This window comes from Salinibacterium sp. CAN_S4 (genome assembly GCF_015752305.1).
GTDB lineage: Bacteria > Actinomycetota > Actinomycetes > Actinomycetales > Microbacteriaceae > Rhodoglobus.
Genome location: NZ_JADOVB010000002.1, coordinates 1 through 26,295, shown reverse-complemented (window position 1 = coordinate 26,295; position 26,295 = coordinate 1). Strand labels below are relative to the sequence as shown.

Annotated in this window: 32 protein-coding genes and 1 tRNA gene; 27 read left to right on the top strand and 6 right to left on the bottom strand. The window is 66.5% G+C overall.

Translation table 11 applies throughout. The features are described 5' to 3' along the window. The first annotated feature begins 4 nt into the window (after positions 1-4). From hpt to IWX81_RS06470, 10 genes are all read left to right on the top strand, one after another. Entirely contained in the window at positions 5-556 is a 552-nt protein-coding gene (gene hpt / locus IWX81_RS06515) for a hypoxanthine phosphoribosyltransferase (protein WP_199280525.1), read from the top strand. A 122-nt stretch (positions 557-678) separates the two neighbouring features. After that, on the top strand, positions 679-2,682 hold the full coding sequence (gene ftsH, locus IWX81_RS06510; RefSeq protein ID WP_199280524.1) for an ATP-dependent zinc metalloprotease FtsH: 2,004 nt from the start codon (positions 679-681) through the stop codon (positions 2,680-2,682). Positions 2,683-2,689: 7 nt separating this feature from the next. Further along, entirely contained in the window at positions 2,690-3,256 is a 567-nt protein-coding gene (folE, locus tag IWX81_RS06505; protein WP_199280523.1) for a GTP cyclohydrolase I FolE, read from the top strand. Further along, the gene (gene folP, locus IWX81_RS06500) at positions 3,253-4,068 is read left to right on the top strand and encodes a dihydropteroate synthase (protein WP_199280522.1); all 816 of its coding nucleotides are present in this window, start codon (positions 3,253-3,255) and stop codon (positions 4,066-4,068) included. The genes folE and folP overlap by 4 nt, the downstream gene beginning before the upstream one ends. Then, complete coding sequence (gene folB / locus IWX81_RS06495; protein WP_199280521.1) at positions 4,065-4,463, top strand: dihydroneopterin aldolase; 399 nt, start codon at positions 4,065-4,067, stop codon at positions 4,461-4,463. The genes folP and folB overlap by 4 nt, the downstream gene beginning before the upstream one ends. A 2-nt stretch (positions 4,464-4,465) precedes the next feature. Continuing rightward, positions 4,466-4,987, top strand: a complete 522-nt coding sequence (gene folK / locus IWX81_RS06490; protein WP_334593380.1) for a 2-amino-4-hydroxy-6-hydroxymethyldihydropteridine diphosphokinase — start codon at positions 4,466-4,468, stop codon at positions 4,985-4,987. After that, a complete protein-coding gene (locus tag IWX81_RS06485; RefSeq protein ID WP_199280520.1) occupies positions 4,984-5,466 on the top strand; it encodes a DUF3180 domain-containing protein in 483 nt (160 codons plus the stop codon). The genes folK and IWX81_RS06485 overlap by 4 nt, the downstream gene beginning before the upstream one ends. Beyond that, positions 5,463-5,948: a PH domain-containing protein gene (locus IWX81_RS06480; protein ID WP_199280519.1), complete on the top strand. Its 486-nt coding sequence runs from the start codon at positions 5,463-5,465 to the stop codon at positions 5,946-5,948. Before IWX81_RS06485 ends, IWX81_RS06480 begins: the two co-directional genes overlap by 4 nt. Then, positions 5,945-7,558 (top strand): PH domain-containing protein, encoded by a 1,614-nt coding sequence (locus tag IWX81_RS06475; protein ID WP_199280518.1) that lies wholly within the window; start codon positions 5,945-5,947, stop codon positions 7,556-7,558. The genes IWX81_RS06480 and IWX81_RS06475 overlap by 4 nt, the downstream gene beginning before the upstream one ends. Continuing rightward, positions 7,558-8,268, top strand: coding sequence for a Rossmann-like and DUF2520 domain-containing protein (locus tag IWX81_RS06470; protein WP_199280517.1), 711 nt, complete (start codon positions 7,558-7,560; stop codon positions 8,266-8,268). Before IWX81_RS06475 ends, IWX81_RS06470 begins: the two co-directional genes overlap by 1 nt. 4 nt (positions 8,269-8,272) lie before the next feature. On the opposite strand, the gene IWX81_RS06465 is transcribed toward IWX81_RS06470, so the two are convergent. After that, positions 8,273-9,145, bottom strand: a complete 873-nt coding sequence (locus IWX81_RS06465) for an alpha/beta fold hydrolase (protein WP_334593377.1) — start codon at positions 9,143-9,145, stop codon at positions 8,273-8,275. Positions 9,146-9,316: 171 nt separating this feature from the next. On the opposite strand from IWX81_RS06465, the gene panC reads away from it, so the two are divergent. The 5 genes from panC (at position 9,317) to IWX81_RS06440 (ending at position 12,838) form a co-directional block, all read left to right on the top strand. Further along, positions 9,317-10,180 carry a pantoate--beta-alanine ligase gene (panC, locus tag IWX81_RS06460; RefSeq protein ID WP_334593375.1) on the top strand — a complete coding sequence of 288 codons (864 nt, stop codon included), beginning with the start codon at positions 9,317-9,319 and terminating at the stop codon, positions 10,178-10,180. A 316-nt stretch (positions 10,181-10,496) separates the two neighbouring features. Further along, a complete protein-coding gene (locus IWX81_RS06455; protein ID WP_199280514.1) occupies positions 10,497-10,847 on the top strand; it encodes a TraR/DksA family transcriptional regulator in 351 nt (116 codons plus the stop codon). Positions 10,848-10,881: 34 nt separating this feature from the next. Next, entirely contained in the window at positions 10,882-12,393 is a 1,512-nt protein-coding gene (gene lysS, locus IWX81_RS06450) for a lysine--tRNA ligase (protein ID WP_199280513.1), read from the top strand. Continuing rightward, on the top strand, positions 12,393-12,539 hold the full coding sequence (locus tag IWX81_RS06445; protein WP_199280512.1) for a hypothetical protein: 147 nt from the start codon (positions 12,393-12,395) through the stop codon (positions 12,537-12,539). The genes lysS and IWX81_RS06445 overlap by 1 nt, the downstream gene beginning before the upstream one ends. A gap of 95 nt (positions 12,540-12,634) precedes the next feature. Beyond that, entirely contained in the window at positions 12,635-12,838 is a 204-nt protein-coding gene (locus tag IWX81_RS06440; protein WP_199280511.1) for a hypothetical protein, read from the top strand. 110 nt (positions 12,839-12,948) lie between these two features. On the opposite strand, the gene IWX81_RS06435 is transcribed toward IWX81_RS06440, so the two are convergent. Then, the gene (locus IWX81_RS06435; RefSeq protein ID WP_199280510.1) at positions 12,949-13,170 is read right to left on the bottom strand and encodes a helix-turn-helix domain-containing protein; all 222 of its coding nucleotides are present in this window, start codon (positions 13,168-13,170) and stop codon (positions 12,949-12,951) included. Next, positions 13,170-13,769 carry a hypothetical protein gene (locus tag IWX81_RS06430; RefSeq protein WP_199280509.1) on the bottom strand — a complete coding sequence of 200 codons (600 nt, stop codon included), beginning with the start codon at positions 13,767-13,769 and terminating at the stop codon, positions 13,170-13,172. Before IWX81_RS06430 ends, IWX81_RS06435 begins: the two co-directional genes overlap by 1 nt. Positions 13,770-14,085: 316 nt before the next feature. Here IWX81_RS06430 and IWX81_RS06425 point away from each other — a divergent pair, with 316 nt between their 5' ends. The 9 genes from IWX81_RS06425 to IWX81_RS06385 all read left to right on the top strand — a co-directional run bounded on the left by IWX81_RS06425 (position 14,086) and on the right by IWX81_RS06385 (position 21,968). After that, positions 14,086-16,563, top strand: a complete 2,478-nt coding sequence (locus IWX81_RS06425; RefSeq protein WP_199280508.1) for an ATP-dependent Clp protease ATP-binding subunit — start codon at positions 14,086-14,088, stop codon at positions 16,561-16,563. 75 nt (positions 16,564-16,638) lie between these two features. Continuing rightward, complete coding sequence (locus tag IWX81_RS06420; RefSeq protein ID WP_199280507.1) at positions 16,639-17,142, top strand: amino-acid N-acetyltransferase; 504 nt, start codon at positions 16,639-16,641, stop codon at positions 17,140-17,142. Then, a complete protein-coding gene (locus IWX81_RS06415) occupies positions 17,142-17,912 on the top strand; it encodes an LLM class flavin-dependent oxidoreductase (protein WP_199280506.1) in 771 nt (256 codons plus the stop codon). The genes IWX81_RS06420 and IWX81_RS06415 overlap by 1 nt, the downstream gene beginning before the upstream one ends. A 63-nt stretch (positions 17,913-17,975) precedes the next feature. After that, positions 17,976-18,596 carry a hypothetical protein gene (locus IWX81_RS06410; RefSeq protein ID WP_199280505.1) on the top strand — a complete coding sequence of 207 codons (621 nt, stop codon included), beginning with the start codon at positions 17,976-17,978 and terminating at the stop codon, positions 18,594-18,596. Then, complete coding sequence (locus IWX81_RS06405; RefSeq protein ID WP_199280504.1) at positions 18,596-18,985, top strand: SseB family protein; 390 nt, start codon at positions 18,596-18,598, stop codon at positions 18,983-18,985. The genes IWX81_RS06410 and IWX81_RS06405 overlap by 1 nt, the downstream gene beginning before the upstream one ends. 55 nt (positions 18,986-19,040) lie before the next feature. Further along, positions 19,041-19,565: an MFS transporter gene (locus tag IWX81_RS06400; protein WP_199280503.1), complete on the top strand. Its 525-nt coding sequence runs from the start codon at positions 19,041-19,043 to the stop codon at positions 19,563-19,565. 26 nt (positions 19,566-19,591) lie between these two features. Next, entirely contained in the window at positions 19,592-20,482 is an 891-nt protein-coding gene (locus IWX81_RS06395; protein WP_199280502.1) for an aminodeoxychorismate lyase, read from the top strand. A gap of 105 nt (positions 20,483-20,587) precedes the next feature. Beyond that, entirely contained in the window at positions 20,588-21,748 is a 1,161-nt protein-coding gene (locus tag IWX81_RS06390; RefSeq protein WP_334593368.1) for a DUF2510 domain-containing protein, read from the top strand. A gap of 82 nt (positions 21,749-21,830) precedes the next feature. Continuing rightward, a complete protein-coding gene (locus tag IWX81_RS06385) occupies positions 21,831-21,968 on the top strand; it encodes a hypothetical protein (RefSeq protein ID WP_199280500.1) in 138 nt (45 codons plus the stop codon). A 9-nt stretch (positions 21,969-21,977) separates the two neighbouring features. Here IWX81_RS06385 and radA read toward each other — a convergent pair whose 3' ends face one another. After that, complete coding sequence (radA, locus tag IWX81_RS06380) at positions 21,978-23,324, bottom strand: DNA repair protein RadA (RefSeq protein WP_199280499.1); 1,347 nt, start codon at positions 23,322-23,324, stop codon at positions 21,978-21,980. Between the two features lie 175 nt (positions 23,325-23,499). Between radA and IWX81_RS06375 the strand changes: the two genes are divergently transcribed. Further along, positions 23,500-23,961, top strand: coding sequence for a hypothetical protein (locus tag IWX81_RS06375; protein ID WP_199280498.1), 462 nt, complete (start codon positions 23,500-23,502; stop codon positions 23,959-23,961). Then, positions 23,958-24,263 carry a hypothetical protein gene (locus IWX81_RS06370; RefSeq protein WP_199280497.1) on the top strand — a complete coding sequence of 102 codons (306 nt, stop codon included), beginning with the start codon at positions 23,958-23,960 and terminating at the stop codon, positions 24,261-24,263. The genes IWX81_RS06375 and IWX81_RS06370 overlap by 4 nt, the downstream gene beginning before the upstream one ends. Here IWX81_RS06370 and IWX81_RS06365 read toward each other — a convergent pair. Then, positions 24,229-24,591 carry a hypothetical protein gene (locus tag IWX81_RS06365; protein ID WP_199280496.1) on the bottom strand — a complete coding sequence of 121 codons (363 nt, stop codon included), beginning with the start codon at positions 24,589-24,591 and terminating at the stop codon, positions 24,229-24,231. The genes IWX81_RS06370 and IWX81_RS06365 overlap by 35 nt on opposite strands. Next, positions 24,588-25,313 (bottom strand): SGNH/GDSL hydrolase family protein, encoded by a 726-nt coding sequence (locus IWX81_RS06360; RefSeq protein WP_334593364.1) that lies wholly within the window; start codon positions 25,311-25,313, stop codon positions 24,588-24,590. Before IWX81_RS06360 ends, IWX81_RS06365 begins: the two co-directional genes overlap by 4 nt. Positions 25,314-25,356: 43 nt before the next feature. Between IWX81_RS06360 and IWX81_RS06355 the strand changes: the two genes are divergently transcribed. Continuing rightward, positions 25,357-25,443: transfer RNA gene (locus IWX81_RS06355), tRNA-Ser, on the top strand. The last annotated feature ends 852 nt before the right edge of the window (positions 25,444-26,295 follow it).

Here is a 26,295-nt window from a genome sequence, read left to right as displayed (position 1 = left end):
ACACATGGAACTCGCGGACGTTACCGCCGACCTCACCGAGGTGTTGCTCACCGAGCAGCAGATCAACGACAAGATCGCCGAACTCTCGCGTCGCATCGAGCAGGACTACGCGGGGGAGCGCGTGCTGCTCGTCGCCGTGCTGAAGGGCGCGGTCATGGTGATGGCGGATGTCGCCCGCGAACTGAAGATGCACGTCGAGCTCGACTTCATGGCGGTGTCGTCGTACGGCCTCAGCACAGAGTCGAGCGGTGTCGTGCGCATCCTGAAAGACCTCGACACCGACCTCAACGGCCGGCACGTCATCATCGTGGAAGACATCATCGACTCTGGCCTCACCCTCGCCTGGCTCCGTGGCAACCTCGCGAGCCGCGGCCCGAAGTCCCTCGAGATCCTCGCCCTGCTGCGCAAGCCGGATGCCGCGAAGGTCGAGGTCGACGTCAAATACTTCGGTTTCGACATCCCGAATGCCTTCGTCGTCGGCTACGGTCTCGACTACGCGGAGAAGTACCGCAACCTGCGGGGGATCGCGGTTCTCGCGCCGCACGTCTACTCCTGAAATACGGCCGAATCGCCCCGTAACGCCTGAGGCGAACATCCAGCCGACGTGCAGCGCGGTAGCGGTAGCCTTGCAGGACGTTTCTCCAGCAGGAAAGGTCTGGGCCTGACGGCCCGAACATCATGGACTTTAAGCGCATCTTCAAGGGCCCGATCGTCTACATCGTGCTCGCTATCGTTGCCGTGTGGATCGGGTCGACCCTGCTCATGGGTGGCGGATTCAAGGTCATCTCCACCCAGGAGGGTCTCGACCTGCTGGAGGGCAACACCGTCGAGTCGGCCAAGATCGTGGATGGCGAGCAGCGCGTCGACCTCACGCTCTCCCGGGCAGACGGCGACAACGGCACCCAGGTGCAGTTCTACTACGTGGCCCCGCGAGGCGAAGAGGTCGTCACCGCGATCACCGCGTCTGACGCGAAGTTCGACGATGAGGTTCCCCAGACCAATTTCCTGACTAGCCTGCTGGGCATCCTGTTGCCCTTCCTCATCATCGGCGTGATCTTCTACTTCCTGCTGACCCGCATGCAGGGCGGCGGAAACAAGGTCATGCAGTTCGGCAAGTCGAAGGCCAAGCTCGTGGGCAAGGAGTCGCCGAAGGTCACCTTCGCCGACGTCGCAGGCTCAGACGAAGCCATCGAAGAGCTCGAGGAGATCAAAGACTTCCTAAAGGATCCCGCGAAGTTCCTCGCCGTCGGCGCCCGCATCCCGAAGGGCGTGCTGCTGTACGGCCCTCCCGGAACCGGAAAGACCCTGCTCGCCCGCGCGACGGCCGGGGAAGCTGGAGTGCCGTTCTACACCATCTCGGGTTCCGACTTCGTCGAGATGTTCGTCGGCGTCGGTGCCAGCCGGGTGCGTGACCTGTTCGACCAGGCCAAGCAGAACTCCCCTGCCATCATCTTCATCGACGAGATCGACGCCGTCGGCCGTCACCGTGGTGCCGGGGTCGGTGGCGGTAACGACGAGCGCGAGCAGACCCTCAACCAGCTGCTGGTGGAGATGGATGGGTTCGACGTCAAGACCAACGTCATCCTGATCGCTGCCACGAACCGTCCCGACGTGCTCGACCCCGCGCTGCTGCGCCCCGGCCGCTTCGACCGCCAGATCGGCGTCGACGCGCCCGACCTCCAGGGCCGCAAGCAGATCCTGCAGGTGCACGCCAAGGGCAAGCCCATGGCCGACGGCGTCGACCTCGAAGTGCTCGCCCGCAAGACCCCGGGGTTCACCGGTGCTGACCTTGCCAACGTGCTGAACGAGGCCGCGCTGCTGACCGCGCGCAGCAATGCCCAGCTCATCGATAACCGCGCCCTCGATGAGGCCGTCGACCGCGTCATGGCCGGCCCGCAGCGCCGCACGCGACTGATGAACGACAAAGAGAAGCTCATCACCGCGTACCACGAGGGTGGTCACGCCCTGGCTGCCGCGAGCATGCGCAACACCGACCCCGTGACGAAGGTCACGATCCTTCCCCGCGGTCGTGCGCTCGGCTACACGATGGTGCTCCCGCTCGAAGACAAGTACTCGGTCACGCGCAACGAACTGCTCGACCAGCTGACCTACGCCATGGGCGGTCGCGTCGCTGAGGAGATCGTGTTCCACGACCCGACGACCGGCGCATCCAACGACATCGAGAAGGCCACGGCGATCGCCCGCCGCATGGTCACGGAGTACGGCATGAGTGCGAAGGTCGGATCGGTGAAGCTCGGCCTGACGGCCGGAGAGCCGTTCCTCGGACGGGACATGGGCGCCAGCCGCGACTACTCCGACACCATCGCCGAGACGATTGATGAAGAGGTGCGCAAGCTCATCGACCAGGCTCACGACGAGGCGTGGCAGGTGCTCAACACCAACCGCGACACGCTCGACAGGCTGGCGACGGAGCTGCTCGAGAAAGAGACCCTCGACCACAACCAGCTCGCCGAGATCTTCGTCGGCATCGAGAAGCTGCCGGAGCGCCCGTTGTGGCTCTCGAGCGACTCACGGCCGCTGTCCGACCGCCCGCCGGTGAAGGTTCCGACCAAGGCGCCAGTGGATGCCGGCCTCGTCGATGGCGGTGTCGAGTCCGACTCCCCAGCGGCAGCGAATCGCCCGCCCCGCCCCCTCCAGACTCCCGGCATCGCCACGGCCTAGGTCGGCCATGGCTGTCGACTCCGGACGCATTGAAGCGGCCGTGGCCGAGATCCTTGCCGCGATAGGCGAGGATGCGGCACGGCCGGGTCTGCGGGCGACCCCGAAACGGGTCGCCGAGGCCTACGCCGAGTTCTTCGCGGGAGTCGGCGTCGACCCGTCGGCGGCTCTCGGCGATACCGTCGTGAGTGACGGACTCGGCGAACTCGTGCTGGTGCGCGATATCGAATTCAGGTCGATCTGCGAGCATCACCTGCTGCCGTTCCTCGGCGTCGCACACGTCGCCTATGTACCGGGGGACAGGATCGTCGGCCTCGGCAGGCTGGCCACTGTCGTCACGACCGCCGCAGCGCGGCCACAGTTGCAGGAGCAACTGACCGAGCAGATTGCCGACTCCATCCAGTCAGGGCTCGCGCCGCAGGGCGTGCTGGTAGTCGTGGATGCCGTGCACGGCTGCGTGACGGCGCGAGGCGCTCGGCAGGCCGGAAGTTCCACAGTCACCATGGCGTCCCGCGGTTCGCTGTCAGATCCCGTGCAGCGCGCGGGAGTGCTCGCCCTGGTCGGCGGCCAGTCGTGACGCGCACCGCGCCGAAAGTGTTCGGCATCCTCAATGTGACCCCGGATTCGTTCAGCGACGGCGGGCAGTATTCCGATCTCGGCGCGGCCATCGGCCACGGCATCGAGCTGTTCGAGCACGGCGCCGATGTCGTCGACGTCGGTGGCGAGTCCACCCGGCCCGGGTCGACCCGCGTCGACGTGGAACTGGAGCAGGCGCGCGTGTTGCCGGTGATCCGGGGGCTCGTCGCGGCCGGTGTTCCGGTGAGCGTCGACACCCTCAACGCCGACACCGCACTCGCCGCGGCGGTGGCGGGGGCATCCATCGTCAACGACGTCTCTGGCGGGCTCGCCGACCCCTTCATGCCCAGGGTCATCGCCGAGACCGGGCTCGACTACATCGCTATGCACTGGCGTGCTCCGGATGCCGGCGCCGGCGCCATCGACCACTACGACGACGTCGTCGCCGACGTCGGGGTTGAACTCGGCCACCGCCTCGACTCGCTCACCGCGGCCGGGGTGGACCTATCGAGAGTGATCATCGACCCAGGGCTCGGCTTCGCGAAGACCGCCGAGCACAACTGGCGCCTGCTGGCGGGGCTCGGCGACCTGGAGTCGCTGGGCTGCCGCGTGCTCATCGGCGCGTCGCGCAAGAGATTCCTGGGCGAGTTGCTGTCGGATGACGCCACAGCGGCCGACCGCGACCTGCCCACCGCCGTGGTGACGGCCCTGGCCGCGGATGCCGGTGTCTGGGCGGTGCGGGTGCACGACGTGGCATCCACCATGGCAGCGCTCGGCGTATGGTCGGCCTGGGAGAAGGGACGAAGCGCATGAATCCGCTCGACACGATCACGCTCACCGGGTTGCGCGCGAACGCATTCCACGGAGTGTTCGACTCGGAACGCCGTGACGGCCAGGTGTTTGTCATCGACGTCGTCGCCCATCTCGACCTCGCGGCCGCCGGACGTTCTGACGATCTCGAGCAGACCGTGCACTACGGCGTCCTCGCCGAGGAGGTTGTCGCGGCCGTCGAGAGCGACCCCGTCGACCTCATCGAGACTGTCGCGGAACGGGTCGCCGCCGTCGTGCTCTCCCATCGAGCCGTTAAGCTCGCCGTCGTGACCATCCACAAGCCGCAAGCGCCGATCACCGTGCCCTTCGACGATGTCGCGGTGACGATCACGAGAGCCGCCGCATCCGCCGCACCACAGTCCATCGGGTTCGGCTGATCGTGGTGGTGAACCTGGCGATCCTGGCTCTCGGCAGCAACCTCGGCGATCGCGAACACGCGCTGCGCGCGGCCGTGCGGGAGATCTCCGCGCTCGACAGGCTGGTGATGGTCGCGGCATCCGGAATCGTCGAGACGGCCGCGGTGAAGCCAGACGGTGTCGACCCGGACGCGCCGGCCTACCTCAACGCCGTCGTGGCGGTGCGCACCTCCCTTGCGCCGCTCGAGCTGCTCGCCGCGGTCAACGCCATCGAAGCTGAGCTCGGTCGCGTCCGCGGAGTGCGCTGGGGCGATCGCATCATCGACATCGACATCATCTCCTACGCTGACCTCGAAGTCGATTCGCCCACCCTCACCATCCCTCACCCGCGCGCGGCCGAGCGGTCGTTCGTGCTCACGCCCTGGCTGCAGGTGGACGAGGATGCCGCCATCCCGGGCCGCGGACGGGTCGCCGACCTGCTCGACGCCCTCGACGCCCCCGCCGACTACGCCCCCGCCGACTACGCCGCGGAGCCGCTGCTGTGACCCGCACCAAGCCCGCCTCCCTGGTGCTGCTCGCCGTCCTCGGCGGTGGAGCGATGTGGTTCATCGAGACTGCGCTGGCCGCCTCCGGTCGCGCCGTCGTGCTCCCTCCCGTGACCCTCGGTGTCGCGCTCGTGCTCATCGGCGTCATCATCGTCGCCATGGCGCTGCCGGTGCGACGGGTCTCCCGGGGCGTGGCCAACGCGCGGGTCGACCCCTTCTACGCGACCAGGGTGCTGATGCTCGCGAAGGCATCGAGCCTGAGCGGTGCCCTGCTCGGCGGTGGCGGCCTCGGCATCGTCGGCTACCTGCTCAGCCGGTCTGTCGTTGCGTCGCCCAACGCCCTCACCATGTCCATCGTGGCGGCGGTCGGTGCAATACTGCTGCTGGTGGCCGGACTAGTAGCCGAACACATGTGCAGCATCCCGCCCGACGACGACAAGCGGGACGACGGCGCCCCAGACCCCCGAGGTATCTCATGACGAACCGGCTCGAGATACCTAACGCCGAGTGGCGCAGGGTCTCGCCGCGGTACGTCGTGGTCGACTTCGTGGGCACTCTCGTGTTTGCGATCGTCGCGTGCGCGGTCACCTCCATCCCGGCGGTCCTGACCGGCAATGCCGTCCTCTGGGCCATTCCGGCGTCGCTCGCCGTGATCTTCGTCATCACTCTCGCGCTGACGCCGCGGCGGGTCCGATCCATCGGCTACCAGCTTCGGGATGACGACCTGCTGTTCCGGCGCGGGCTGATGTTCCAGAGATTCGTGGCCGTGCCGTACGGCCGCATGCAGCTCGTCGACATCAATCGCGGGCCGCTGGATCGCGCCGTCGGGCTGAGCGAACTGAAGCTCGTCACCGCTGCGGCGGCAACGGGAGTGGTCATCCCCGGGCTCGTCGCCTCAGACGCCGAGGAGCTGAGAGACAGACTGGTGGAGTTGGCCGAAAGCCGCAGGGCCGGGCTGTGACCGAGCGCGACGTCATCGGCACGGGGTCCAGGCTCGCGGACGGCGAATGGCACAGGTTGCACCCAGCGACCCCCGTGTTGAAGGGCGGCATCGCGCTCGTCGCGATCGTCGGCGTAGTGATCGTCAATATCCGCGATGTGCTGATCAATACCTTCATCGGTGGCGACGGCCGCGGTGAAGAGTACGACCCCCTCGTCTGGATCTACGAGCACGAGTTCGCCGGGCTCATTGCCCTCGTCCTCCTGGGCGGCGTGCTGCTGTTCGTCGGCGGGTTCTATGTCTCGTGGCGCATGCACAGGTTCAGGATCACCGACGAACAGGTCGAAGTGCAGAGCGGTGTGCTGTTCCGTACGAACCGCCGGGGCAGGCTCGACCGCATCCAGGGCGTCAATGTGTCACGGCCGTTCCTCGCCAGGCTGTGTGGTGCGGCGAAGCTCGAGGTCAGTGTCGCCGGCCAGAACGCGAACGTGCAGCTCGCCTACCTCGGGTCGTCGGCGGCGGATGAGCTGAGGCGCGAGATCCTCCTGCGCGCCTCGGGCACCCAGTCCGCGGCGGCCACGGAAGGCGCGGCAGCCCCCGGCGGCGTGATCGGCCAGCGGGTCGCCGAACTTCTCGGCCCCGAGCTCGATCCCGATGCCGCCCCGCCCGAGTCCGTCGTGCAGATGAACCTCGGCCGACTCATAGGATCGCTGCTGCTCAGCGGCTTCACGGTGATCATCATCGTGGCGATCATCGCGCTCGTCGTGGTGACCACCACGACGCGTGAGCCCTTCTTCCTGTTCGGTTTCGTACCTGCCCTCATCGGCATGGGCGGTTACTACGTGTCGAGATTCACGCGCTCCCTGCGCTACAGCATCGCCTCGACCCCCGACGGCATCCGGGTGGGCTTCGGGCTGCTGTCGACGAGCAATGAGACCCTTCCCCCCGGCCGGATCCACGCGGTGCAGGTCAGCCAGCCCCTGCTCTGGCGCCCCGCGGGTTGGTGGGAGATCAAGATCAACCGCGCATCCACGTCCTCGGCCAGCGGTGCTGCCGGCCAGGCAAATACGACGATCCTTCCCGTGGGTAACGCCCAGGACACGATGCGGGTGCTCGAGCTCGTGTTGCCGGGCCTGGTCGACCCCGCTGCGATCGAGATGCTGGAGCGCGGCATGCGGTCGAAGGGTGGCGACGACGGCTTCACCAATTCGCCGAAGCGCGCCAGAGTCATCCGGTGGTTCTCCTGGCGTCGCAACGGTTTCGCGATCGTGCCGGGGGCTGTCATGTTCCGCACCGGCGCTGTCTGGCGCGAGCTCACGGTGGTGCCGCAGGCGAGGCTGCAGAGTCTCGGCCTGCGCCAGGGCCCGTTGCTGCGCCGGCTCGGCCTCGCGTCGCTCACCGTGCACACCGTTGCGGGGCCCGTCATCGCGCGACTGGGCGCGATCGACCGGGACGATGCCGTAGCGGCATTCTCGGCGATCGAGAGTGCCGCCGTGAGCTTCGCCGATGTCGACACCAGCCACCGGTGGCGTGCGTCAGTTCCGACAATTCCCGCGCCCACGGAGGCGGAGCCCCAGACCGTCGTCGGGCCACCACCCCCGCCGCCGTTTCCGGGCGCGGGTCACCCCTGATGGCCGCGCAGTCTGGCCGACTCGGGGTCGGCATCATCGGGGCGGGCAGGGTCGGCCCTGTCATCGGCGCCGCGCTCGCGGGAGCGGGGCACGCGATTGTGGGCATCGCCTCGATCTCCGAAGACAACCGGGATCGTGCGCGAGCACTGCTTCCCGAGGTTCCGATCCTCGAGATTCCTGTACTGCTCGAGCGCAGTGAGTTGGTCATCCTCGCGATCCCCGAAGCGGAGATCGAGTCCCTCGTCACCGGGCTCGCAGCCACGGGCTCGTGGCAGCCGGGGCAGCTCGTGCTGCACACCGCCCCCGGTCTCGGCTACTCGGTGCTCGCGCCGGCCATCGCCGCGGGTGTCATCCCGCTGGCCATCCATCCGACCATGGTTTTCACCGGTACCTCTCTCGACCTGGTCAGGATGCGCGAGAGCTACTTCGCCGTGACGGCGCCGACCCCCGTGCTTCCGATCGGGCAGGCGCTCGTGGTCGAGATGGGCGGAGAGCCGATCGTGATCGCGGAAGAGGACCGCGCCACCTACGCCGAGGCGGTGTCGACGGCGTCGACCTTCTCGGCCTCCATCGTGAGCCAGTCGACCGCGCTGCTGGCCGACCTCGGGATCGAGTCACCCGCCACCGTGCTCGGGCCGCTGCTGCGGTCATCGGTCGAGACGGCGCTCCAGGCGGCGGGCGGTGACCTGCTCCGGGGGCTCCCGGAGTAGCAGCTCAGTCTGCGAGGAGGTCGCGGGCGAATTCGGCGACAACCGCGGCTCCGGCGGCATCCATGACGATCGTGTAGTGGTTCACGTCCGAGACGGTCACGACCTCGAGTGCGGGCAGTTCGGCCAGCCACCGGCCGAGCGCCGACGCGGAGTAGAGCGGCACGTCGTCGTTGCGTGGTCCGCGCGGAGCGACCAGCATCGTGGTCCCCTGGCGGATGGCGGCCACCGCGTCGACGACGTCGGGGGAGCCGTAGAAGTCGATGGCATCCCGTCGCATGGCGTCGATCGACGTGCGCGAGTGCATCACGGGAGGCTCGCCGACGAGGTCGTAATCGACGTAGGCCTCGATCATCGGCGTCCAGGCTTCCTGGATCGCCGGATGGGTGGATGCAAAGGCGCGGTATGCCTCGCGGCTCGAAAACGTCAGGCTGAGGCGGTCGATCGACGGGCTCAGCGCCTGAGCGGCATTCCCCAAAGTGAGCCCGTGGGGCAGCGGGAGGGTGAGCCCACCGTCGACGAGCAGCACTCCGCTGACGCGATCCGGATGCCGATGCGCTGTGACGTTCGCGACGAACCCGCCCATCGAATGCCCGACGAGAGGCACACGGTCGAGCCCCAGTGCGTCGATCACGGCGACCACGTCGAGTGCGTGCTGCGTCATCCCCCAGGGGCCGGGAAGCTCGCTGCTGGCTCCGCGCCCGCGCAGGTCTGGAGCGATGATCCGGGTATCCGGCATGGCTTCCGCCACCGCAGCCCAGCTTTTATGGGAACCGGTGATGCCATGGATGACGACGAGAGGGTGCGCATCGGCCGGGCCCCATTCGGCCACCGCGAGGCGTCCGCCGTCGACGGCGATCTCTCGGGTTCGGAAATTCACGGCATGCTCCATCGACAGTGAACCGTCTCCGTGCGGGTGGCCGCCCGCATGCTGGCGGGGACAGTAGGGAGATGGCAACACTTTAATCCCTTCAGGGTCGCAATGGGGCACTAACCGTCTATGTCCGTGCCGGCCGCCTGCGGCTTATACGATCTATGGGGAGGATCCACGGTGAGAGCAACACAGAAACCTGTCGTGATCGAGACGATCCGCGGAATCCGCGAAGCACTCGCGGCCGAACGCGCGGCCGGTCGCACGATCGCACTGACGCCCACCCTCGGTGCGTTGCATGACGGCCACCTGTCGCACCTCGAGCGCGCCGCGGAGCTCGCCGATGTGATGGTGGTGTCGATCTTCGTCAATCCGACCCAGTTCAGTGACGCGGCAGACCTCGACAAGTATCCGCGCACCCTCGATGCTGACCTGATCGCGCTCGAGGCCGCGGGCGTGCACTACGTCTTCGCGCCGAGCGTCGAGGAGATGTATCCCGATGGACCGACCCAGACCATAATCACCGCTGGCAAGGTCGGCACTCTCTTCGAGGGGGCGTCACGCCACGGCCACTTCGACGGCGTGCTGACTGTCGTCGCGAAACTGCTCGACATCATCACCCCGAATGTCGCAACGTTCGGACAGAAGGATGCCCAGCAGCTGTTCCTCGTGCGTCGCATGGTGACAGACCTGAACCTGCCCGTGCGCATCGAAGCCATCGAGACTGTGCGGGAATCCGACGGACTGGCGCTCTCCAGCCGCAACCGCTTCCTCGACGCGAACGAGCGCAGGGCGGCACGATCGCTGTCCATCGCGCTGGAGGCGGCGTCGTCATCAGCGGAACGCGGGCTCGACGCGACCCTCGCGGCCGCGCAGGGTGCACTGATGGGGGAGTCGCTCGTGCAGCTCGACTACCTGAAGATCGTGCATCCGCAGACCTTCATGCCGGTGGATGACGGCTACCGCGGCCCCGCGATCGTCATCGTCGCCGCCATGCTCGGAACCACCCGCCTCATCGACAACGAGCCGATCTACCTGGGCTGAGGAGCTGAGCTGCGACCCCGGCTCGCCCGGCGCGTGTGCAGCTCGCCCGGCTCGCACGGCTCGCCCGGCGCGTGTGCAGCTCGTGGTGCACGCGCGTGGGCCGTGGAGCCGCGAGAGATGGTCTCGAAGAACGTGCCGCCGAAATGGAGATGTCAGTTCAGACTGACATCAATCTGAACTGACATCCTGTTTTTCGGGAGGCGGGTCCCGGGGTGGCCGTGCCAGGGAGGCAGGTCCCGAGGCGCCGGAGTCGCGATCTGCGACCCGATCCGCAACCCGAGGCGGACCGCTCGACGCGAGTACGCTTGACAGCCTGATGGATGAGTCGAGCACCGCAGCCCAGCGCGCACGGCTCGAGGAACGCTCGCGCGACGCTCGAGCTCTGGAGGTCACCCTCGAGCGGGAGCGTGCGGCGATGGTCGAGGCATCCAGCGCGTCCAATGCCGACGACGAGCACGATCCCGAGGGCGCGACCATTGCCTTCGAGCGCGCACAGCTCGACGCCACCATCGCGGAAGTACACCGGCAGCGGGCCGACCTCGACTCGGCGCTCGTGCGACTGGATGATGGCACCTACGGAATCTGCGTCGTCTGCGGTCTCCCCATTCCGGCGGCGCGGCTCGAGGCACGCCCCTCGGCGACCACCCACGTCGCGTGCGCCCCCTGAGCGTGCGGGAAACCCCCGGTAACATGGGAGCGCTATGAGCGACAACACCACTGAGCCCACACCGCCCGACGAACTGACTGCAGATGAGGTCAGCGAGCAGAAGGCTGTACGACTGGGCAAGCGTGAGCGGCTCATCGCGAGCGGTCGCGAGGCGTACCCCGTCGCCGTGCCCGTCACGACGACGATTCCTGCGCTGCGCGAGAAGTACGGGCACCTGGTGGCAGATGACACCACGGGAGATGTCGTCGGCATCGCCGGTCGCCTGGTGTTCGCCCGCAACACCGGCAAGCTCTGTTTCGCGACGCTGCAGGCCGGAGACGGATCCCGAGTGCAGGCGATGGTGAGCCTCGCAGAGGTGGGCCAGGAGTCGCTCGACGAGTGGAAAGAGTTCACCGACCTCGGCGACCATGTTTTCGTCAGCGGTGAAGTCATCTCCAGCCGCCGCGGCGAACTGAGCGTCATGGTCAAGGAGTGGCAGATCGCCGCCAAGGCCGTGCTGCCGCTGCCGAACCTGCACTCCGACCTGAGTGATGAGTCCCGCGTGCGAAGCCGCTACCTCGACCTCATCCTGCGCGAGCAGGCCCGCTTCACCGTGCGCGCCAGGGCGAAGGTCAACGCCTCGCTGCGCGCCACCTTCGCCGCGCAGGACTACTTGGAGGTGGAGACCCCGATGCTGCAGGTGATGCACGGTGGGGCATCCGCCCGCCCGTTCGCCACCCACAGCAACGCCTTCGACACCGAGCTGTTCCTGCGGATCGCGCCCGAACTGTTCCTCAAGCGCGCCGTCGTCGGCGGCGTCGACAGGGTGTTCGAGATCAACCGGAACTTCCGCAACGAGGGTGCAGACTCCACCCACTCCCCGGAGTTCGCGATGCTCGAGGCCTACGAGGCCTACGGCGACTACAACCGGATGGCCGACCTCACTCAGCAGCTCGTGCAGAATGCAGCGCTCGCCGTCGCCGGCCAGCTCGTGGTGACGTGGGCCGATGGCACCGAGTACGACCTCGGCGGAGACTGGGACCGGGTGTCGATGTACGAGTCGGCGTCCGCGGCATCCGGGCTCGACATCACCCCGGACAGCCCATACGACTACCTGCTCGCCGAAGCGGCGAAGGTCGGCATCGAGGTCGATCACCCCACCCACGGCAAACTCGTCGAGGAGCTGTGGGAGCACTTCGTCAAGCCGAACCTGACCCGACCGACGTTCGTGATGGACTTCCCCGTCGACACCAGCCCTCTCGTGCGCGACCACCGCACCATCGCCGGGGTCGTCGAGAAGTGGGACCTGTACATCCGCGGCTTCGAACTGGCGACGGGATATTCCGAGCTCGTCGACCCGGTCATCCAGAGAGAACGTTTCGTCGAGCAGGCGCTCCTCGCCTCGAAGGGCGACGTGGAGGCCATGCGCCTTGATGAAGAGTTCCTGCGGGCGCTCGAACACGGGATGCCGCCGACCGGTGGCATCGGGGTCGGAATCGACCGACTGCTCATGGCCATCACGGGTCTGGGCATCCGCGAGACGATCCTGTTCCCCCTGGTGAAGTGATGAGCGACCTCAAGCTTCCCGGCGAAGACAACAAGAAAAAGGGCCCGTCGTTCAACCGGATCGCCATCTGGGTGCTCGTGGGCGGCGTCGGTGCGTACCTGCTGATCTCCGGCGTCATCGGGATCCTGGTCAAAGCCAACCAATGAACCGCCGCACCTCGAGACTGGTCACAGGCCTAGCGTTGGCTGGGATGCTGGTGATCATCGCCGTCGTCTTCATCATCAACAGTTACGCTTGATCCATGCCTCAGGATTTCTGGTCCAACGCGATCTACTCGGTCGCCCCGACCATCCTTGTCGGCCTCGTGTTCTGGTTCATCATCCGCGCGATCCTCAGAGCCGACGGCACCGAGCGTAAGGCGAGAGCCCGCATCGAAGCCGAGGAGCGCGCGAAGCTCGGCATGCCCGCGGCGCCGGCGCCGGCCCCGGCTGACCCGAAGGCCTGACGCGCGCGGTCAGGTCCCGGCATCCGCTCGCTCAGAGCGCACTTTTCGCCCTTCCGGCGCGCTCAAAGGGCGAAAGTTGCGATGTCACCCTCCCGCAACCGCGGTTGCTGTCAGGAACGCACCAGGAGTTCGCCGACGTCGCAATCGAGTGCCTCGCATATTGCGGTGAGTGTCGAGAACCTGATTGCGCGTGCGCGGTCGTTCTTCAGCACCGAGAGGTTCACGACGCTCACCCCGACCAACTCGCTGAGTCTGGCCAGGGTCATCTGTCGTTCCGCGAGCAGCTCATCCAGCCGACAGTGGATTCCGCCGGGCCCGTCGTCGTCCGCCATCAGACGAGTCCGCCGGTCTCACGTTGCATCCGCTGCCCGATCTCGAACGCACCGGCGACCACCGCCAGTGCGAGCCCCCAGCCCAGCGGAGCGAGGTCGACCGTGACGAGAAACATCGGAAACTGCTCCAGATCGAGCCCGACGAGCGCGCGCTGAGCCGCCATCCCGTTGAGGGTTGGTGTGCCGAGGCCGGAGAGGATAACGAGCAGCGAGACCGCGCCGATTCCCCAGGTCGCTGCCGCTCCAAACGGCTTGCCGTGGAACACGCGCACGCACAGCCAGGCCACCACGGCACAGATCCCGATCACCAACAGCCAGGTCAGCACCGCGGCCCCGATGAGGAACGCTCGCCCGCCCGCAGAGAGCTCTGCGACCGTCAGGGTGACTGTGTCGAAGGTCGCGCTCGCGAACCCGGCGTCCAGGGGTTTCGTGGTCGGAACACCCGTCAGTTCTGCCGGGCCGGACGCGAGGCGAATGATCCGGCCAACGAGGAACACCGTGTCGACGACCCCGATCGCCGCCGCTCCGCCGGCGATCATCCCGAGGATGACCTTCTCGGCCAGTTGGCCCGCCCGTGTACCGCTGGTGAGAGTGCTCATGTCGACTCCATATCGTTTGTCGATAGTAACGATAAACAATATGCACCGTCTATGCAAGGCTTTCCGAGTTCCTCAGATTGAGCGTCAATACGAGTTCACAACTCCTGCAGATCGACCGGACGTCGTGACCCCACCCGCGAAAACTGGCTCAGCTCCGGAGCAGCACCCGCAATCTGCAGGAGTTGCGAACACGAGCGGCATCGGCCTCGCGAACACCCGTCACGCCTAGGGCGAACAGCGGACTTTTTCGCGGGCCACGAAGTTACTCTCTTTATATCGGCACCGAATCCTGCCCGGTGCCTAAGGAGTGAAGAAGATGTTCGAACGTTTCACAGACCGAGCTCGTCGTGTTGTCGTCCTGGCCCAGGAAGAGGCCAAGATGCTCAACCACAACTACATCGGCACTGAGCACATCCTGCTCGGGCTGATCCACGAGGGCGAAGGCGTCGCCGCCAAGGCCCTCGAGTCCCTCAACATTTCGCTCGACGCCGTGCGCGAGCAGGTCCAGGACATCATCGGCCAGGGCCAGCAGCAGCCGACCGGCCACATCCCGTTCACCCCGCGCGCCAAGAAGGTGCTCGAGCTGTCACTGCGCGAGGCGCTGCAGCTCGGCCACAACTACATCGGCACCGAGCACATCCTGCTCGGGCTGATCCGCGAGGGCGAGGGTGTCGCAGCCCAGGTGCTCGTGAAGCTCGGCGCCGACCTCAACCGGGTGCGCCAGCAGGTCATCCAGCTGCTCTCGGGCTACCAGGGCAAGGAAGCTGTCGCTGTCGGCGGTAACGACGCGACGCCCGACAAGGGTTCGCAGATCCTCGACCAGTTCGGCCGCAACCTCACGCAGGCCGCTCGCGACGGCAAGCTCGACCCGGTCATCGGGCGCGAGAAAGAGATGGAACGGGTCATGCAGATCCTCTCCCGTCGCTCCAAAAACAACCCCGTGCTGATCGGTGAGCCCGGCGTCGGCAAGACCGCCGTCGTCGAGGGCCTCGCTATCGCGATCGTGCGCGGCGACGTTCCCGAGACGCTGAAAGACAAGCAGCTCTACACGCTCGACCTCGGCTCGCTCATCGCCGGTAGCCGCTACCGCGGTGACTTCGAGGAGCGCCTCAAGAAGGTCACGAAGGAGATCCGCACCCGCGGTGACATCATCACCTTCATCGACGAGATCCACACCCTCGTGGGTGCCGGAGCCGCCGAGGGTGCGATCGATGCCGCGAGCATCCTGAAGCCCCTCCTGGCTCGAGGCGAATTGCAGACCATCGGTGCGACCACCCTCGACGAGTACCGCAAGCACTTCGAGAAGGATGCCGCTCTCGAGCGCAGGTTCCAGCCCGTGCAGGTGCACGAGCCCTCCCTGCCGCACACGATCAACATCCTCAAGGGGCTGCGCGACAAGTACGAGTCGTTCCACAAGGTGTCGATCACCGACGGCGCGATCGTGGCCGCCGCGAACCTCGCCGACCGCTACGTCGCCGACCGCTTCCTGCCCGACAAGGCGATCGACCTGATCGACGAGGCCGGCGCACGCCTGCGGCTCTCGATCCTGTCCGCCCCGCCGGAGCTGCGTGAGTTCGACGAGAAGATCGCCCTGGTCCGCGGCCAGAAGGAAGGCGCGATCGAGGACCAGGACTTCGAGAAGGCCGCGTCGCTGCGCGACGAGGAGAAGAAGCTGCTCGGCGAGCGACTGCGTCTCGAGAAGCAGTGGAAGTCCGGCGACGTCTCGACCACCGCCGAGGTGGATGAGGGTCTCATCGCCGAAGTTCTCGCTGCGGCAACCGGCATCCCCGTCTTCAAGCTCACCGAGGAAGAGTCTTCGCGACTCATCTTCATGGAGAAGGCTCTGCACATGCGCGTCATCGGACAGGAGGAGGCCATCTCGGTTCTCTCCAAGACGATCCGACGCACCCGCGCAGGCCTGAAGGACCCGAAGCGCCCCAGTGGTTCGTTCATCTTCGCCGGCCCGACCGGTGTGGGAAAGACCGAGCTCGCGAAGGCTCTCGCGGAGTTCCTCTTCGACGACGAGAACGCGCTGATCTCCCTCGACATGTCGGAGTACGGCGAGAAGCACACGGTCTCGCGACTGTTCGGTGCCCCTCCCGGATTCGTCGGATTCGAAGAGGGCGGCCAGCTCACCGAGAAGGTGCGTCGCAAGCCGTTCTCCGTGGTGCTGTTCGATGAGATCGAGAAGGCTCACCCCGACATCTTCAACTCGCTCCTCCAGATCCTGGAAGAGGGACGCCTGACGGATGGCCAGGGTCGCGTGGTCGACTTCAAGAACACCGTGATCATCATGACGACGAACCTCGGAACGAAGGACATCACGGGAACCCCCATCGGGTTCACCTCGTCGACAGACACCGCCACCGGATACGACCGGATGCGCGGCAAGGTCGTCGAGGAGCTGAAGAAGCACTTCAAGCCGGAGTTCCTGAACCGCGTGGACGAGACCATCGTCTTCCCGCAGCTCAGCCCGGAAGAGCTGTTGCAGATCGTCGACCTCTTCATCAAGCGACTCAGCGATCGACTGATGGATCGCGACCTGACGGTCGAGCTCACGCTCGCCGCCAAGCAGCAGCTCATCAAGATCGGCTTCGACCCGTCGCTCGGAGCCCGGCCCCTGCGCCGTGCCGTGCAGCACGAGATCGAAGACCGCATGAGTGAGCAGATCCTGCACGGTGAGCTCAATGCCGGTGACCACGTTCATGTCGACTACCTCGACGCGAAGTTCGTGCTCACCACGAGCCGCCAGGCCGGACTCCCCGAGAAGGAGCCGGAAGCGGTCGAGGCCTAACCGTACTGACGGTCGAGCCCGCCGGAATTCACCTCACAGTGGAATCCGGCGGGCTTGATCCGTTTAAGGTGGAGCGTGGCAACTTTCACCGTCAGGCCGGCCCGCACCAGCGACGTTCCCCTCATCCAGGCGCTCGTCGAGCCGCTCGCCCAGCAGCGCATCCTGCTCGGTAAAGACCGGGTTGTGCTCTACGAGGCCGTGCAGGAATTCCGGATCGCCGAGAACGAGGCCGGTGAGGTCGTCGGGTGCGGCGCGTTGCACGTGATGTGGGAAGACCTCGGCGAGGTCCGTACCCTCGCTGTCGCCCAGGACTGGCTCGGCACAGGAGCCGGCCACGCGATTCTCGAGAACATCGAGCAGCATGCCGCCACCCTCGGCCTCACGCGGCTGTTCTGCCTCACCTTCGAGACGGCGTTCTTCGGACGGCACGGCTTCAGCGCGATCGCCGAAGACGTCGTGGCTCCGGAGGTATTCGCCCAGCTGGCGCTGTCTCCCGACGAGGGTGTCGCCGAGTTCCTCGACCTCTCGCGCGTGAAACAAAACACCCTCGGAAACACGCGCATGCTGAAATTGCTGTGATGGATGTCTCGCGGGTCTCGATCGGCCTTGCCGGGGCCCTCGACCACGAGATCATCGCGGCTCTCGCTCCCGCCATCGAATCGCTCGGATTCCGCGGGCTGTGGCTCAACGACACCCCTGATGGCGACGCGCTCGCCGGTCTCGCTGCCGCGGCGGACGTCACGACCACCCTCAGGCTCGGAACCGGAGTGATTCCGCTCGATCGACGGGACCCCTCCGAGATCGTCGGGGCGCTCGCCGGCCTGCCCCAGGGGAGGTTGTCGCTCGGCATCGGGTCGGGGGCTGCCCGGCATCCGCTCGGCCTGGTGTCGCGGGGAGTGCAGGAGCTTACCGAGCGCAGCGAGGCATCCATCGTCGTGGGAGCACTGGGGCCGAAGATGCGCAGGATGGCGGCCGAGGCCGCCGACGGGGTGCTGTTCAACTGGCTCACCCCCGACGCCGCTGCCGATGCGATGCGCGACCTGCGGGGTGCTGCGGGCGGTCGTGACGTGCGCGGCATGCTCTACGTGAGAACCGCCATGACCGAGGATGCCCGTGGTGCGCTGCGCGCGGAGGCCGAGCGCTACGGCAGCTACCCCTCCTACGCGGCGAATTTCGAGTGCATCGGTGCCACGGCGATCGAGACCACCATCGACGGCTCGGTGCCGGGCGCCCTGGCCGCGCGGATCGCCGACTACGAGCGGGCGGTCGACGAGGTGGTGCTGCGGGCGATCACCGCCGAGCAGTCTCTCGATGCCTATCTCGACTTCATCCGGAAGGTTGCTGGCTGAATATCCGGCCAGCATGGGCGTGCCCTCGCTCCGCTAGTGCGTCGACACGCCTACCCTGTGTGCATGTCGACGTTCCGAACTCCGGTCGGCCCCCAGCCCAGCAAGGTGTACTGGCGCCGCCGCCTTTTTGTGATCCTGGGTCTGGTTGCGGTCATCATCATCGTGATCCTCATCGTGAACCGTCCGACCGGGAGCACGCCCGTCGCGACGCAGACCCCGGGCGGCACGTCGTCGCCGCCCGCGGCGGCACCGACCGAGCCGACTGCCGCGCCCGGTGAGACAGTCGCCTGCGACCCGACCATGGTGACGGTCGAGCCCACCACGGATGCCGCGGCCTATGACGCCGGTGTCGCCCCCGTGCTGTCTTTCGCCCTCACGAGCCGCATGACCAACCCGTGCACGATTTCGGCAGGCTCCGACCAGCAGGACTTCATCATCACGAGCGGCAGCGACCGTATCTGGAGCTCCAAGGACTGCCAGCTCGATCCCGTCGCGGCCACGGCGACCCTCCTGCCGGGCGTTCCACTGGCCGGTTCCTCGGTCAGCTGGGATCGCACCCGATCGGCGACTGACACCTGCGAGACCGAGCGGCCGCAGGTCGACGGCGGTGGAGCCACGTACCGGCTCGAAGTTAACGTCGGTGACGTGGCATCCGTCACCCAGCAACCGTTCATTCTGAACTGATGGGCGACGACACACCCTCGCTCGGGTCGGAGCAGCTCGCGACAGCGCTCGAGGCTCAGGATGTCGCGGCTGTTGCCTTCGCGCTGCGCAACGACCACGTGGTTGTGCCCATGCTCCCGGTCGATGGCCCCCCGCAGGTGCGGGTCTTCCGTCGCGGGGACGCCGACCGCTACATGCTGCTGCTCTTCTCCTCGACGGACACCTATAGGCAGATGGTCCCCGAGGAAGACGACCACCGCGTGCTCGGCTACGACGCTGCTGCGCTGCGCGAGTTCCTTACCGAGAACATCGGGGTGCTCGAATCCGTGTGGTTCGACGTCGCCGGCCCGCACGCGATGCAGGCCGCCCCGCAGGATGTGCTCGACGCACTGCAGCTCGACACCCACTGACGGCCACGCTGCTGGCCGCCGTCATCTCCACCCCATCACCGGCAGGCTCGGCGACATGTTCGGAAAGCGCCGGATCCTGCTGCTCCTGCTCGCGATCCTCGTCGGTGGGTCCATCTTCTGCGCGCTGTCGACGACGCTTGTTCCGCTGGTCATCGGGCGGGCGTTCCAGGGGATCGGGATAGGCGTGATCCCGCTCGGGATCAGCATCCTGAGAGACGTCATCCACCCCACAAATCTCGGCGGAGCTGTTGCGCTCGTGAGCGCCACCCTCGGCGTCGGCGGTGCCCTCGGCCTGCCGCTGGCCGCGACCATCGCGCAGTTCGCCGACTGGCACTGGCTGTTCATCCTCGTCAGGGCACTGGGCCTCGGGGTCGGTTTTGCGTATACGGCCATGCCGACCCTGATCATGCAATCGGTGCCGCCGCACGAGACCGCCGCGGCAAACGGGCTGAACTCGGTGATGCGCACCCTCGGGTCGACATTCCCGGCCACACTCGTCGGCGTGGCGATCGTGTTGTTCATTCCGAGGAGGCAGCACCGCTACGACACGTCGAGCATCCCCATCCAGAGCGGCCCGTGAACAGCGCGACCTGAAAGAATGCTGCAGTGCCTGAACACGTCCTCATCATCCTGAATCAGCCTTCGGTCGACGCTCCTGCGCACGACCCGGAGGCAGCGCCCTTCGCAATCACCGACATCGGGCAGCCTCACCTCAGCGTGATGGATCTCGCGGCCACCCGGGGTGACGGTGTCTTCGAGACACTCAGCGTCTGCGGGGGATACCCGCAGGCCTTCGATCATCATCTCGCTCGGTTCGCCCGTTCCGCCGCGATGCTCGACCTGCCAGCGCCCGACCTGGTGGTGTGGGCCGCGGCGATCAGGGCGGCGGTGGTCGAGCTCGATGCCGCGGACGAGTCGTTCGTGAAGATCGTGCTCAGCAGGGGAGTCGAGGGTGGGCATGTACCTACCGGCTGGGTGTACGCCGCACATTCGCCCGACCACACCGAGGCGCGAACGGCGGGAATCTCCGTCGTCACGCTCGATCGTGGCTACCGTCACGACGTGGCGAGCACCTCCCCGTGGCTCCTCGCCGGCGCCAAGACCCTGAGCTATGCGGTGAACAAGGCGGCGATGCGGGAAGCCGAGCGTCGCGGAGCGGACGATGTCGTGTTCGTCTCGAGTGACGGCATCCTGCTCGAAGGCCCGACGTCGACGCTCGTCTACCGTCGGGGCGACACGATGGTCACGCCCGATCCCGCTCTCGGCGTGCTCGACGGCACCACCCAGGCGAATCTCTTCCGTTTCGCTGAGGCCCGCGGAATGACGACCGCGTTCGAGCGGCCGGCGCTGGGCGAGTTGTTGGGGGCGGATGCCGCGTGGCTGGTGTCGAGCGTCAGGCTCGTTGCGCCGATCCGCCGTATCGATGCCGTGGACGTGCCGATCGATGCGACCCTGACCGGCGCGATGAACGAGCACCTGCTCGGCCTGCGGGAATGACGTACTGAGTTTTTCTCCAAAACGGCCGGATTGTCCCCCTTACTGGGCGTGACAAGAGGGTAGAACAGGGTTTCTATGAACTTGCTCTACCATTACTCTGATCTTGTGGACGACAATTTCGGTGTGGCGGCGGGTTGGTACCCCGATCCGCTCGGTCTTCCCCAGCTTCGCTGGTGGGACTCCCAGGCCTGGACCGAGCACACCTCGGAGGCCAGGGCCCCGATCGTCGTGCATCCCACGACCATCCTCGGCTTCGCTGACGACGATGACGAGGATGAGCAGCGTACCCCGACCCATGATGGCGAGGAGTTTCTCTCCCGTCGTGAACAGCGTGCCCGCGAACGTCGCGAGAACGGGGACCTGCTGCAGGCCTCAGACATGCAGATCGAGGCCGGTACCGAGACGACGGAGGATGCCGAGGTCCCGCTCGGGCTCGACGTCGACGAGGAGCACAACGAACTGAGCGCGCAGCCCCTGCTCGCGATGACGCTTCGCGAGCTCGAGCCTCCCCTCACCGACACTGTCGATGAGGCGACTCCCGGCCCCCGGCGTGCCAGCTCCCACGCGAACGCACTGCCGATGGAATCCCTTCTCTCGGCGCTGGCGGAGGACCTCCCCGTTGCCGAAGAAGAAGCACCAGCCCGCGCCATCAAAAAGGTGAAGACCTACACCGTTGCGGTGTGGGCGATCGCACTGATGCCCCTGTTTCAGGTCGCCGCCCTCATCGTGTTCGTGACCGTGCTCGGCCTCGGAAGCAACTGGCCGCTCATCATCGCCACCATCGCGGTTCCGTACTTCATCGTGATCGGCCTTGCCTCCTATGACAGGCTCGAACTGCAGGTGCGCGGGCACTCGAAGCCCGCGAGCGGATTCTGGGCGGTGCTCGGTGCCCCGGTGTACCTGACCGTGCGCGCGATCCGCACCTATCGCCAGTCCGGCAAGGGATTCGTGCCTCTCGTGATCTTCGCGCAGGCCGGGCTGCTGGTGCTCGTCGGCATCCTCGTGGTGCCCGGGATCCTGATCGCTGCGCTGCCCGGACCGTTCGCTGCGGAAGCCGCGCAGTCTGCCCAGGCGACCGCACTGGCGATCGGCGGCGACATCACCCTGGCCTGCCCGACCCCACCGCTCATCGTCGGGGACACCTTCGCCTGCATAGCGACGAAACCCAGCGGCGAGACCGACTCTGTCTCCATCGCCCTCGAGCGTGAGAACGGCTGGATCGCGTGGCGCGTCAAGGACTGGGGCTCCTGGACGCTGGCCGATTAGTCGGCTGCGCGTGGCCTCTGCCACGAATCCCGCGAAAATGACAGGCCTTTACGGGATCGCTCATGGCGAGTGTGCTGGAGTCATGACAAACGTTACGCCCACGGGTGACAACCGGATCCACAGCGCCGAAGACAACTCCAAGGCCATTGCTGACGCCGAAGAGCTGGAAAACGCCGACCTTCCCCAGGATGAGGAAGACCGCCTCGACAGCCACAGCTGAGCCTCAGGATTAGAAGTCGGGCACGTCCACTCGTTCGGCGGTGGAGCTCGCAAACGCGAGGCGGATCGCCTCTCGGAGGTGCATGGCGTCTGAGTCGATAACCGTGGAAAAACCGAGGCGCTTCGCCTCTGTCACGCGCTGCTTCGCATTCGACGCCGGCCTGATTTCGCCAGCAAGGCTGATCTCGCCGATGACGGCCTGCGTGACGGGGAAGGCCTTGTCTTTGTAAGCGCTCGCAATAGCAAGGGCGATAGCGAGGTCGGCTCCAGGCTCGGTAACACGGATGCCGCCCACGGTGGAGACGTACACATCGAACGTCGAGAGCGGCAGCCCGGCGCGCCGCTCGAGCACCGCGAGAAGCATGGCGACCCTTGACGAATCCACGCCATTGACGACCCGCCGCGGCTGGGGTGCCTGCGTCTTGACGATGAGCGCCTGTACCTCGACCGGGAGCGCCCGCCTGCCTTCGACCGCGATGGTGACGCACGTTCCGCTGGTGGGCGTTCGCGCCCGGGAGAGGAACAGCCCGCTCGGGTCTGCGACCTCGGCGATGCCGTCGCCGGTCATCTCGAAGCAGCCCACCTCGTCGGTCGGGCCGAAACGGTTTTTATGGGCACGCACGAAGCGCAGGCTGGTCTGGCGGTCGCCTTCGAACTGCAGCACGACATCCACGAGGTGTTCGAGCAGTCGCGGGCCAGCGATGGTTCCGTCTTTGGTCACGTGGCCGACGAGCAGCACCGGCAGGTTGCGGTCTTTGCTGACGCGGATGAGGGTGGATGCCACTTCCCGCACCTGTGACGGACCGCCGGCGAGCCCATCCGTCAGCCCCGACGACACGGTCTGCACGCTGTCGACGATGACGAGCTGCGGCTGCACCTGGTCGATCTGGCCGAGGATCGTGGCGAGATCGGTCTCGGCCGCGAGGAAGAGCGATGGCTGCAGCGCGCCGGTCCGTTCGGCGCGCAGGCGCACCTGGCTCACCGACTCCTCGGCGCTGACGTAGAGCACGCGCTGCCCGGAGGCCGCCGCCCGTGACGCCACCTCGAGCAGCAGCGTCGACTTACCGACGCCGGGTTCACCGCTCAGCAGGATCGCCGCGCCCGGCACCACACCGCCGCCGAGCACCCTGTCGAACTCCGCGATGCCGCTGGGCCAGTGCGCCACCGATTCGGCGCCGATGTCGGTGATCGCGCGAGCCGCGCGACCCTCGGGGACGGCCACGGCGTTGACGCGCGCGGCGGGCTGTGCGGAATCCTGAACCGTGCCCCACTGCTGGCACTCGCCGCAGCGGCCCACCCACTTGATGCTCTGCCAGCCGCACTCGGTGCAGCGGAAGTTGGTGGTGACTCTGGCCATGCCGCAAGCCTAGATCGGGCGGGCGACACTGGAGGGTTCCCCTTTCATAATTCAGGAGGGTGTGATGGAGGTGGGGTGTGTGTGGCTGATGCGACCCCGGCACCACCGTGCACCACTCTGGCCACATAACCTCCTGAATAATGAGAGCAGGGCGTGGCGGGGATAGGGTGACTGTGTGAGCGATTCGCGCAACTTCGACCCCCGGTTCGACCCGGCGTTCCAGCGCGGATTCGTGGATGACGATTCCCGCGCGCCCCAGCGTCACGGCGGCATCGAAGCGCTCGGGCTGGGTGGTGAGCCGATCGGGCTGCCGCCACAGCCCGTGGAGTCGCGCGAGGCGGCGGTGGCGGAAGTACCGGCGCATCCTGAACCTGTCGCGGTCTCGCTGGAGGGCAACCCCTGGGTGAAGGTGCTGTGGGTAATAGCGCCGGTGTTCATCCTTGGCGGGCTGATCGGGCAGGCGTGGGCACAGTCGCTGCTGTTCAACGGATCGTTTACCAGCGGTCCCAGCGCTTTCGAGAGCTACGTGGTGCCTAGTGTTGTTCAGGCGGTGGGCCCATGGATGGTGCTCACGGGGCTCGCCGCCCTCGTCGGAGTGGTGTTCCTGCACGCCGTGCGCTGGCGCGCCGCCGAATGAGGCACGCGCCCCTCGCCATGCTCGGTGCGGGCGTCGCCGTGGTGCTGATCGGTTGCGCGGTGTTGGCGTTCGCCGTGAACGACTATCTCGGAAACCCGCTCGCGGTTAGCAGCACAGCGGGACTGCGGGTGTTCAGGAGCCCGGATGGCAGTCTCGGATCGTACGACTTCTTCCGGCCGGGGCCAGGGGTCACGCTGATAACGGCCGGCGGGGTGCTCATGTTCGCCTCCCTCTTCCTGCTGGCGGTGCTGTGGCGCGGTAAAGCCGTCAGCGGTCGAGGATGGCGTTCTCGAATTCGGTGACCGATCCGCCCATCGAGGTGAGCTTCTCGGCGCTGAGTGCGACGGTGATGGTGCCATCGGCGTGGTGGGCGAACACGGCGGGAAGCGGGGTCGATGCTGTGGCCGCCAAGAGGTCGGCGTGGAGTTCGTTGCGGTGCAGCACGGTGACCGGCACGCCGAGGCGGGCCACCATCCTGTCCCACTCCGGCTTGCGCCTGACGGGGGAGTGGGTGATGTCACAGAGGGCGCACTCTGCCGTGCCGAGCAGATGGCCGATCACGTAACGCACCTCCCCGACGATGCCGCCGTCGGCGTTGTAGACGCCGGTGTACTTCACGATGACGGTCACAGCTGGGCCAGTCGTCGGGCCACGGCCGGTTCGAAGGCTGCCGCCCAGATCCGATATCCGCGATCGTTCGGGTGGAACAGGTCGCCCGCGAACTGGGTGGTGATGCCCCAGAGCCCCTGGCGGTCGGTCAGGGTGTGCAGGTCGACGACCGTGAGCCCGCGCTGTGCGGCGGCGGCGCGCAGCATCCTGTTCGCGACGCGCGCTTTCTTCTGGCCGGGCAGGAAGTAGAAGCTCGGCAGGTCAGCGACGATCGCGTGCGGCGGAACCGCGTCGAGGATCACGCCGATCTCGCGCTCGAAGCGCTGCTCGTCGAAGTTTGCGATGTCGTTCGCACCGATGCAGACCGTCACGATGTCCGGATCGAGTTTCGCGAGCTTCGGCAGCTCGGACTCGATCGCGAGCCCGAGGGTGGCGCCCGAGATGCCGAGGTTAGCGACGCGGAGGGTGCGATCGGTTCGACCCCGGATGCTCTTCGCGAGCACCCCCACGTAGCTGTGATCCGGCCGGCTGGCCCCGATACCCTGCGCCGCCGAGTCGCCGATGGCGACATACAGCAGTTCGCCGGTCTCCTTGGTGCGCTCCCGCCAGAATTTCGAGTTCACCGGGATGTTGTTGGCGAGCCGGATGCGCCACTCGTCCTGGCGGCGTTTCAGCCAGCGCGCCCAGGCCCAGATCCCGCCGCCGACCGCGGCCATCGCCACCGCACTGATCACTATCTTCACCCTGTGAGCGTACGTGGCTCCAGCGTGTACTAAACTCTTCCCCGGAACCGTGTCCGAGCGGCCGAAGGTGCAACTCTCGAAAAGTTGTGTGGGTGAAAGTCCACCGTGGGTTCAAATCCCACCGGTTCCGCCGAGGAAAGTAGACCGTCCCGCCAGGGGCGGTCTCTTCCGTTTAACTCAGGGTCTGCTTTCGTCGGCGGAAGTGGTCGGACGCGAAGCCACTCGTGGGCCCCCGCTGAGCAGTCAGCCGCATTGCGCGTTCGCTCAACGCCGGACTTTCCCACAACCGCGCAATGTGGATGCGGCTCAGTAGGGGAGTCAAATCCCACCGGTTCCGCCAGTGGGCTGTTCTCGATTCTTAGCGTTTACGTTCTCGAATCTCAGCCAAAGGAGAAAGGGCCACCAGAATCTGGTGGCCCTTTCGTTGTTTTGAGCGGGATTTTCCACAGAACCTGCTCACATACCTATTGGTGAGCTGCCCGGAACCGCGCGGTGGTTCTGAAGTTTCGTTTCTGGCGCGACCGATTGTCCCTTTTGGCGTCAGATTTGGCTGGTGTGCCGACCATGAAGGTCATGTCAGTGTGGGCGGGGCGACCGCGGGCGGTCTCGTCCGTTTTCGTGTCCGCGCTGCTGTGGCCTTGATGGCCTCCGATGTCGCAAGTTCTACTGCCGCACGTTCCACAGCATTTCCTGCTCGCGCGCTGACAGGGTAATTGCTCAGGCCACGAAGGTCCCGCCCCCGTGCGTATTTTTTGGCGGGTGTGCGCGCCTCGTCACGGACGAAGCGAGCGATGCGGCGAAGGTTTGCTGATACGAGGGACATGATCATCAAGAAGTGTTGCGCTGCTAACCCCCTGATGCGTCGGACTCCATCCGGTCTCGTGCAGTGGGCTGCTGCGGATATCTCGGACAGTGGGCCCTCTTAAAATGAGGGTTCACTGAAAGTAGAGAACCGCATGACCGCACCACGCCGGAAATTTAC

Coding starts and splice junctions, on each gene's coding strand:
- hpt (WP_199280525.1), top strand. CDS start 5: ATGGAACTCGCGGACGTTACCGCCGACCTCACCGAGGTGTTGCTCACC.
- ftsH (WP_199280524.1), top strand. CDS start 679: ATGGACTTTAAGCGCATCTTCAAGGGCCCGATCGTCTACATCGTGCTC.
- folE (WP_199280523.1), top strand. CDS start 2,690: ATGGCTGTCGACTCCGGACGCATTGAAGCGGCCGTGGCCGAGATCCTT.
- folB (WP_199280521.1), top strand. CDS start 4,065: ATGAATCCGCTCGACACGATCACGCTCACCGGGTTGCGCGCGAACGCA.
- IWX81_RS06480 (WP_199280519.1), top strand. CDS start 5,463: ATGACGAACCGGCTCGAGATACCTAACGCCGAGTGGCGCAGGGTCTCG.
- IWX81_RS06470 (WP_199280517.1), top strand. CDS start 7,558: ATGGCCGCGCAGTCTGGCCGACTCGGGGTCGGCATCATCGGGGCGGGC.
- IWX81_RS06455 (WP_199280514.1), top strand. CDS start 10,497: ATGGATGAGTCGAGCACCGCAGCCCAGCGCGCACGGCTCGAGGAACGC.
- lysS (WP_199280513.1), top strand. CDS start 10,882: ATGAGCGACAACACCACTGAGCCCACACCGCCCGACGAACTGACTGCA.
- IWX81_RS06445 (WP_199280512.1), top strand. CDS start 12,393: ATGAGCGACCTCAAGCTTCCCGGCGAAGACAACAAGAAAAAGGGCCCG.
- IWX81_RS06440 (WP_199280511.1), top strand. CDS start 12,635: ATGCCTCAGGATTTCTGGTCCAACGCGATCTACTCGGTCGCCCCGACC.
- IWX81_RS06435 (WP_199280510.1), bottom strand. CDS start 13,170: ATGGCGGACGACGACGGGCCCGGCGGAATCCACTGTCGGCTGGATGAG.
- IWX81_RS06430 (WP_199280509.1), bottom strand. CDS start 13,769: ATGAGCACTCTCACCAGCGGTACACGGGCGGGCCAACTGGCCGAGAAG.
- IWX81_RS06425 (WP_199280508.1), top strand. CDS start 14,086: ATGTTCGAACGTTTCACAGACCGAGCTCGTCGTGTTGTCGTCCTGGCC.
- IWX81_RS06415 (WP_199280506.1), top strand. CDS start 17,142: ATGGATGTCTCGCGGGTCTCGATCGGCCTTGCCGGGGCCCTCGACCAC.
- IWX81_RS06410 (WP_199280505.1), top strand. CDS start 17,976: ATGTCGACGTTCCGAACTCCGGTCGGCCCCCAGCCCAGCAAGGTGTAC.
- IWX81_RS06405 (WP_199280504.1), top strand. CDS start 18,596: ATGGGCGACGACACACCCTCGCTCGGGTCGGAGCAGCTCGCGACAGCG.
- IWX81_RS06400 (WP_199280503.1), top strand. CDS start 19,041: ATGTTCGGAAAGCGCCGGATCCTGCTGCTCCTGCTCGCGATCCTCGTC.
- IWX81_RS06385 (WP_199280500.1), top strand. CDS start 21,831: ATGACAAACGTTACGCCCACGGGTGACAACCGGATCCACAGCGCCGAA.
- radA (WP_199280499.1), bottom strand. CDS start 23,324: ATGGCCAGAGTCACCACCAACTTCCGCTGCACCGAGTGCGGCTGGCAG.
- IWX81_RS06370 (WP_199280497.1), top strand. CDS start 23,958: ATGAGGCACGCGCCCCTCGCCATGCTCGGTGCGGGCGTCGCCGTGGTG.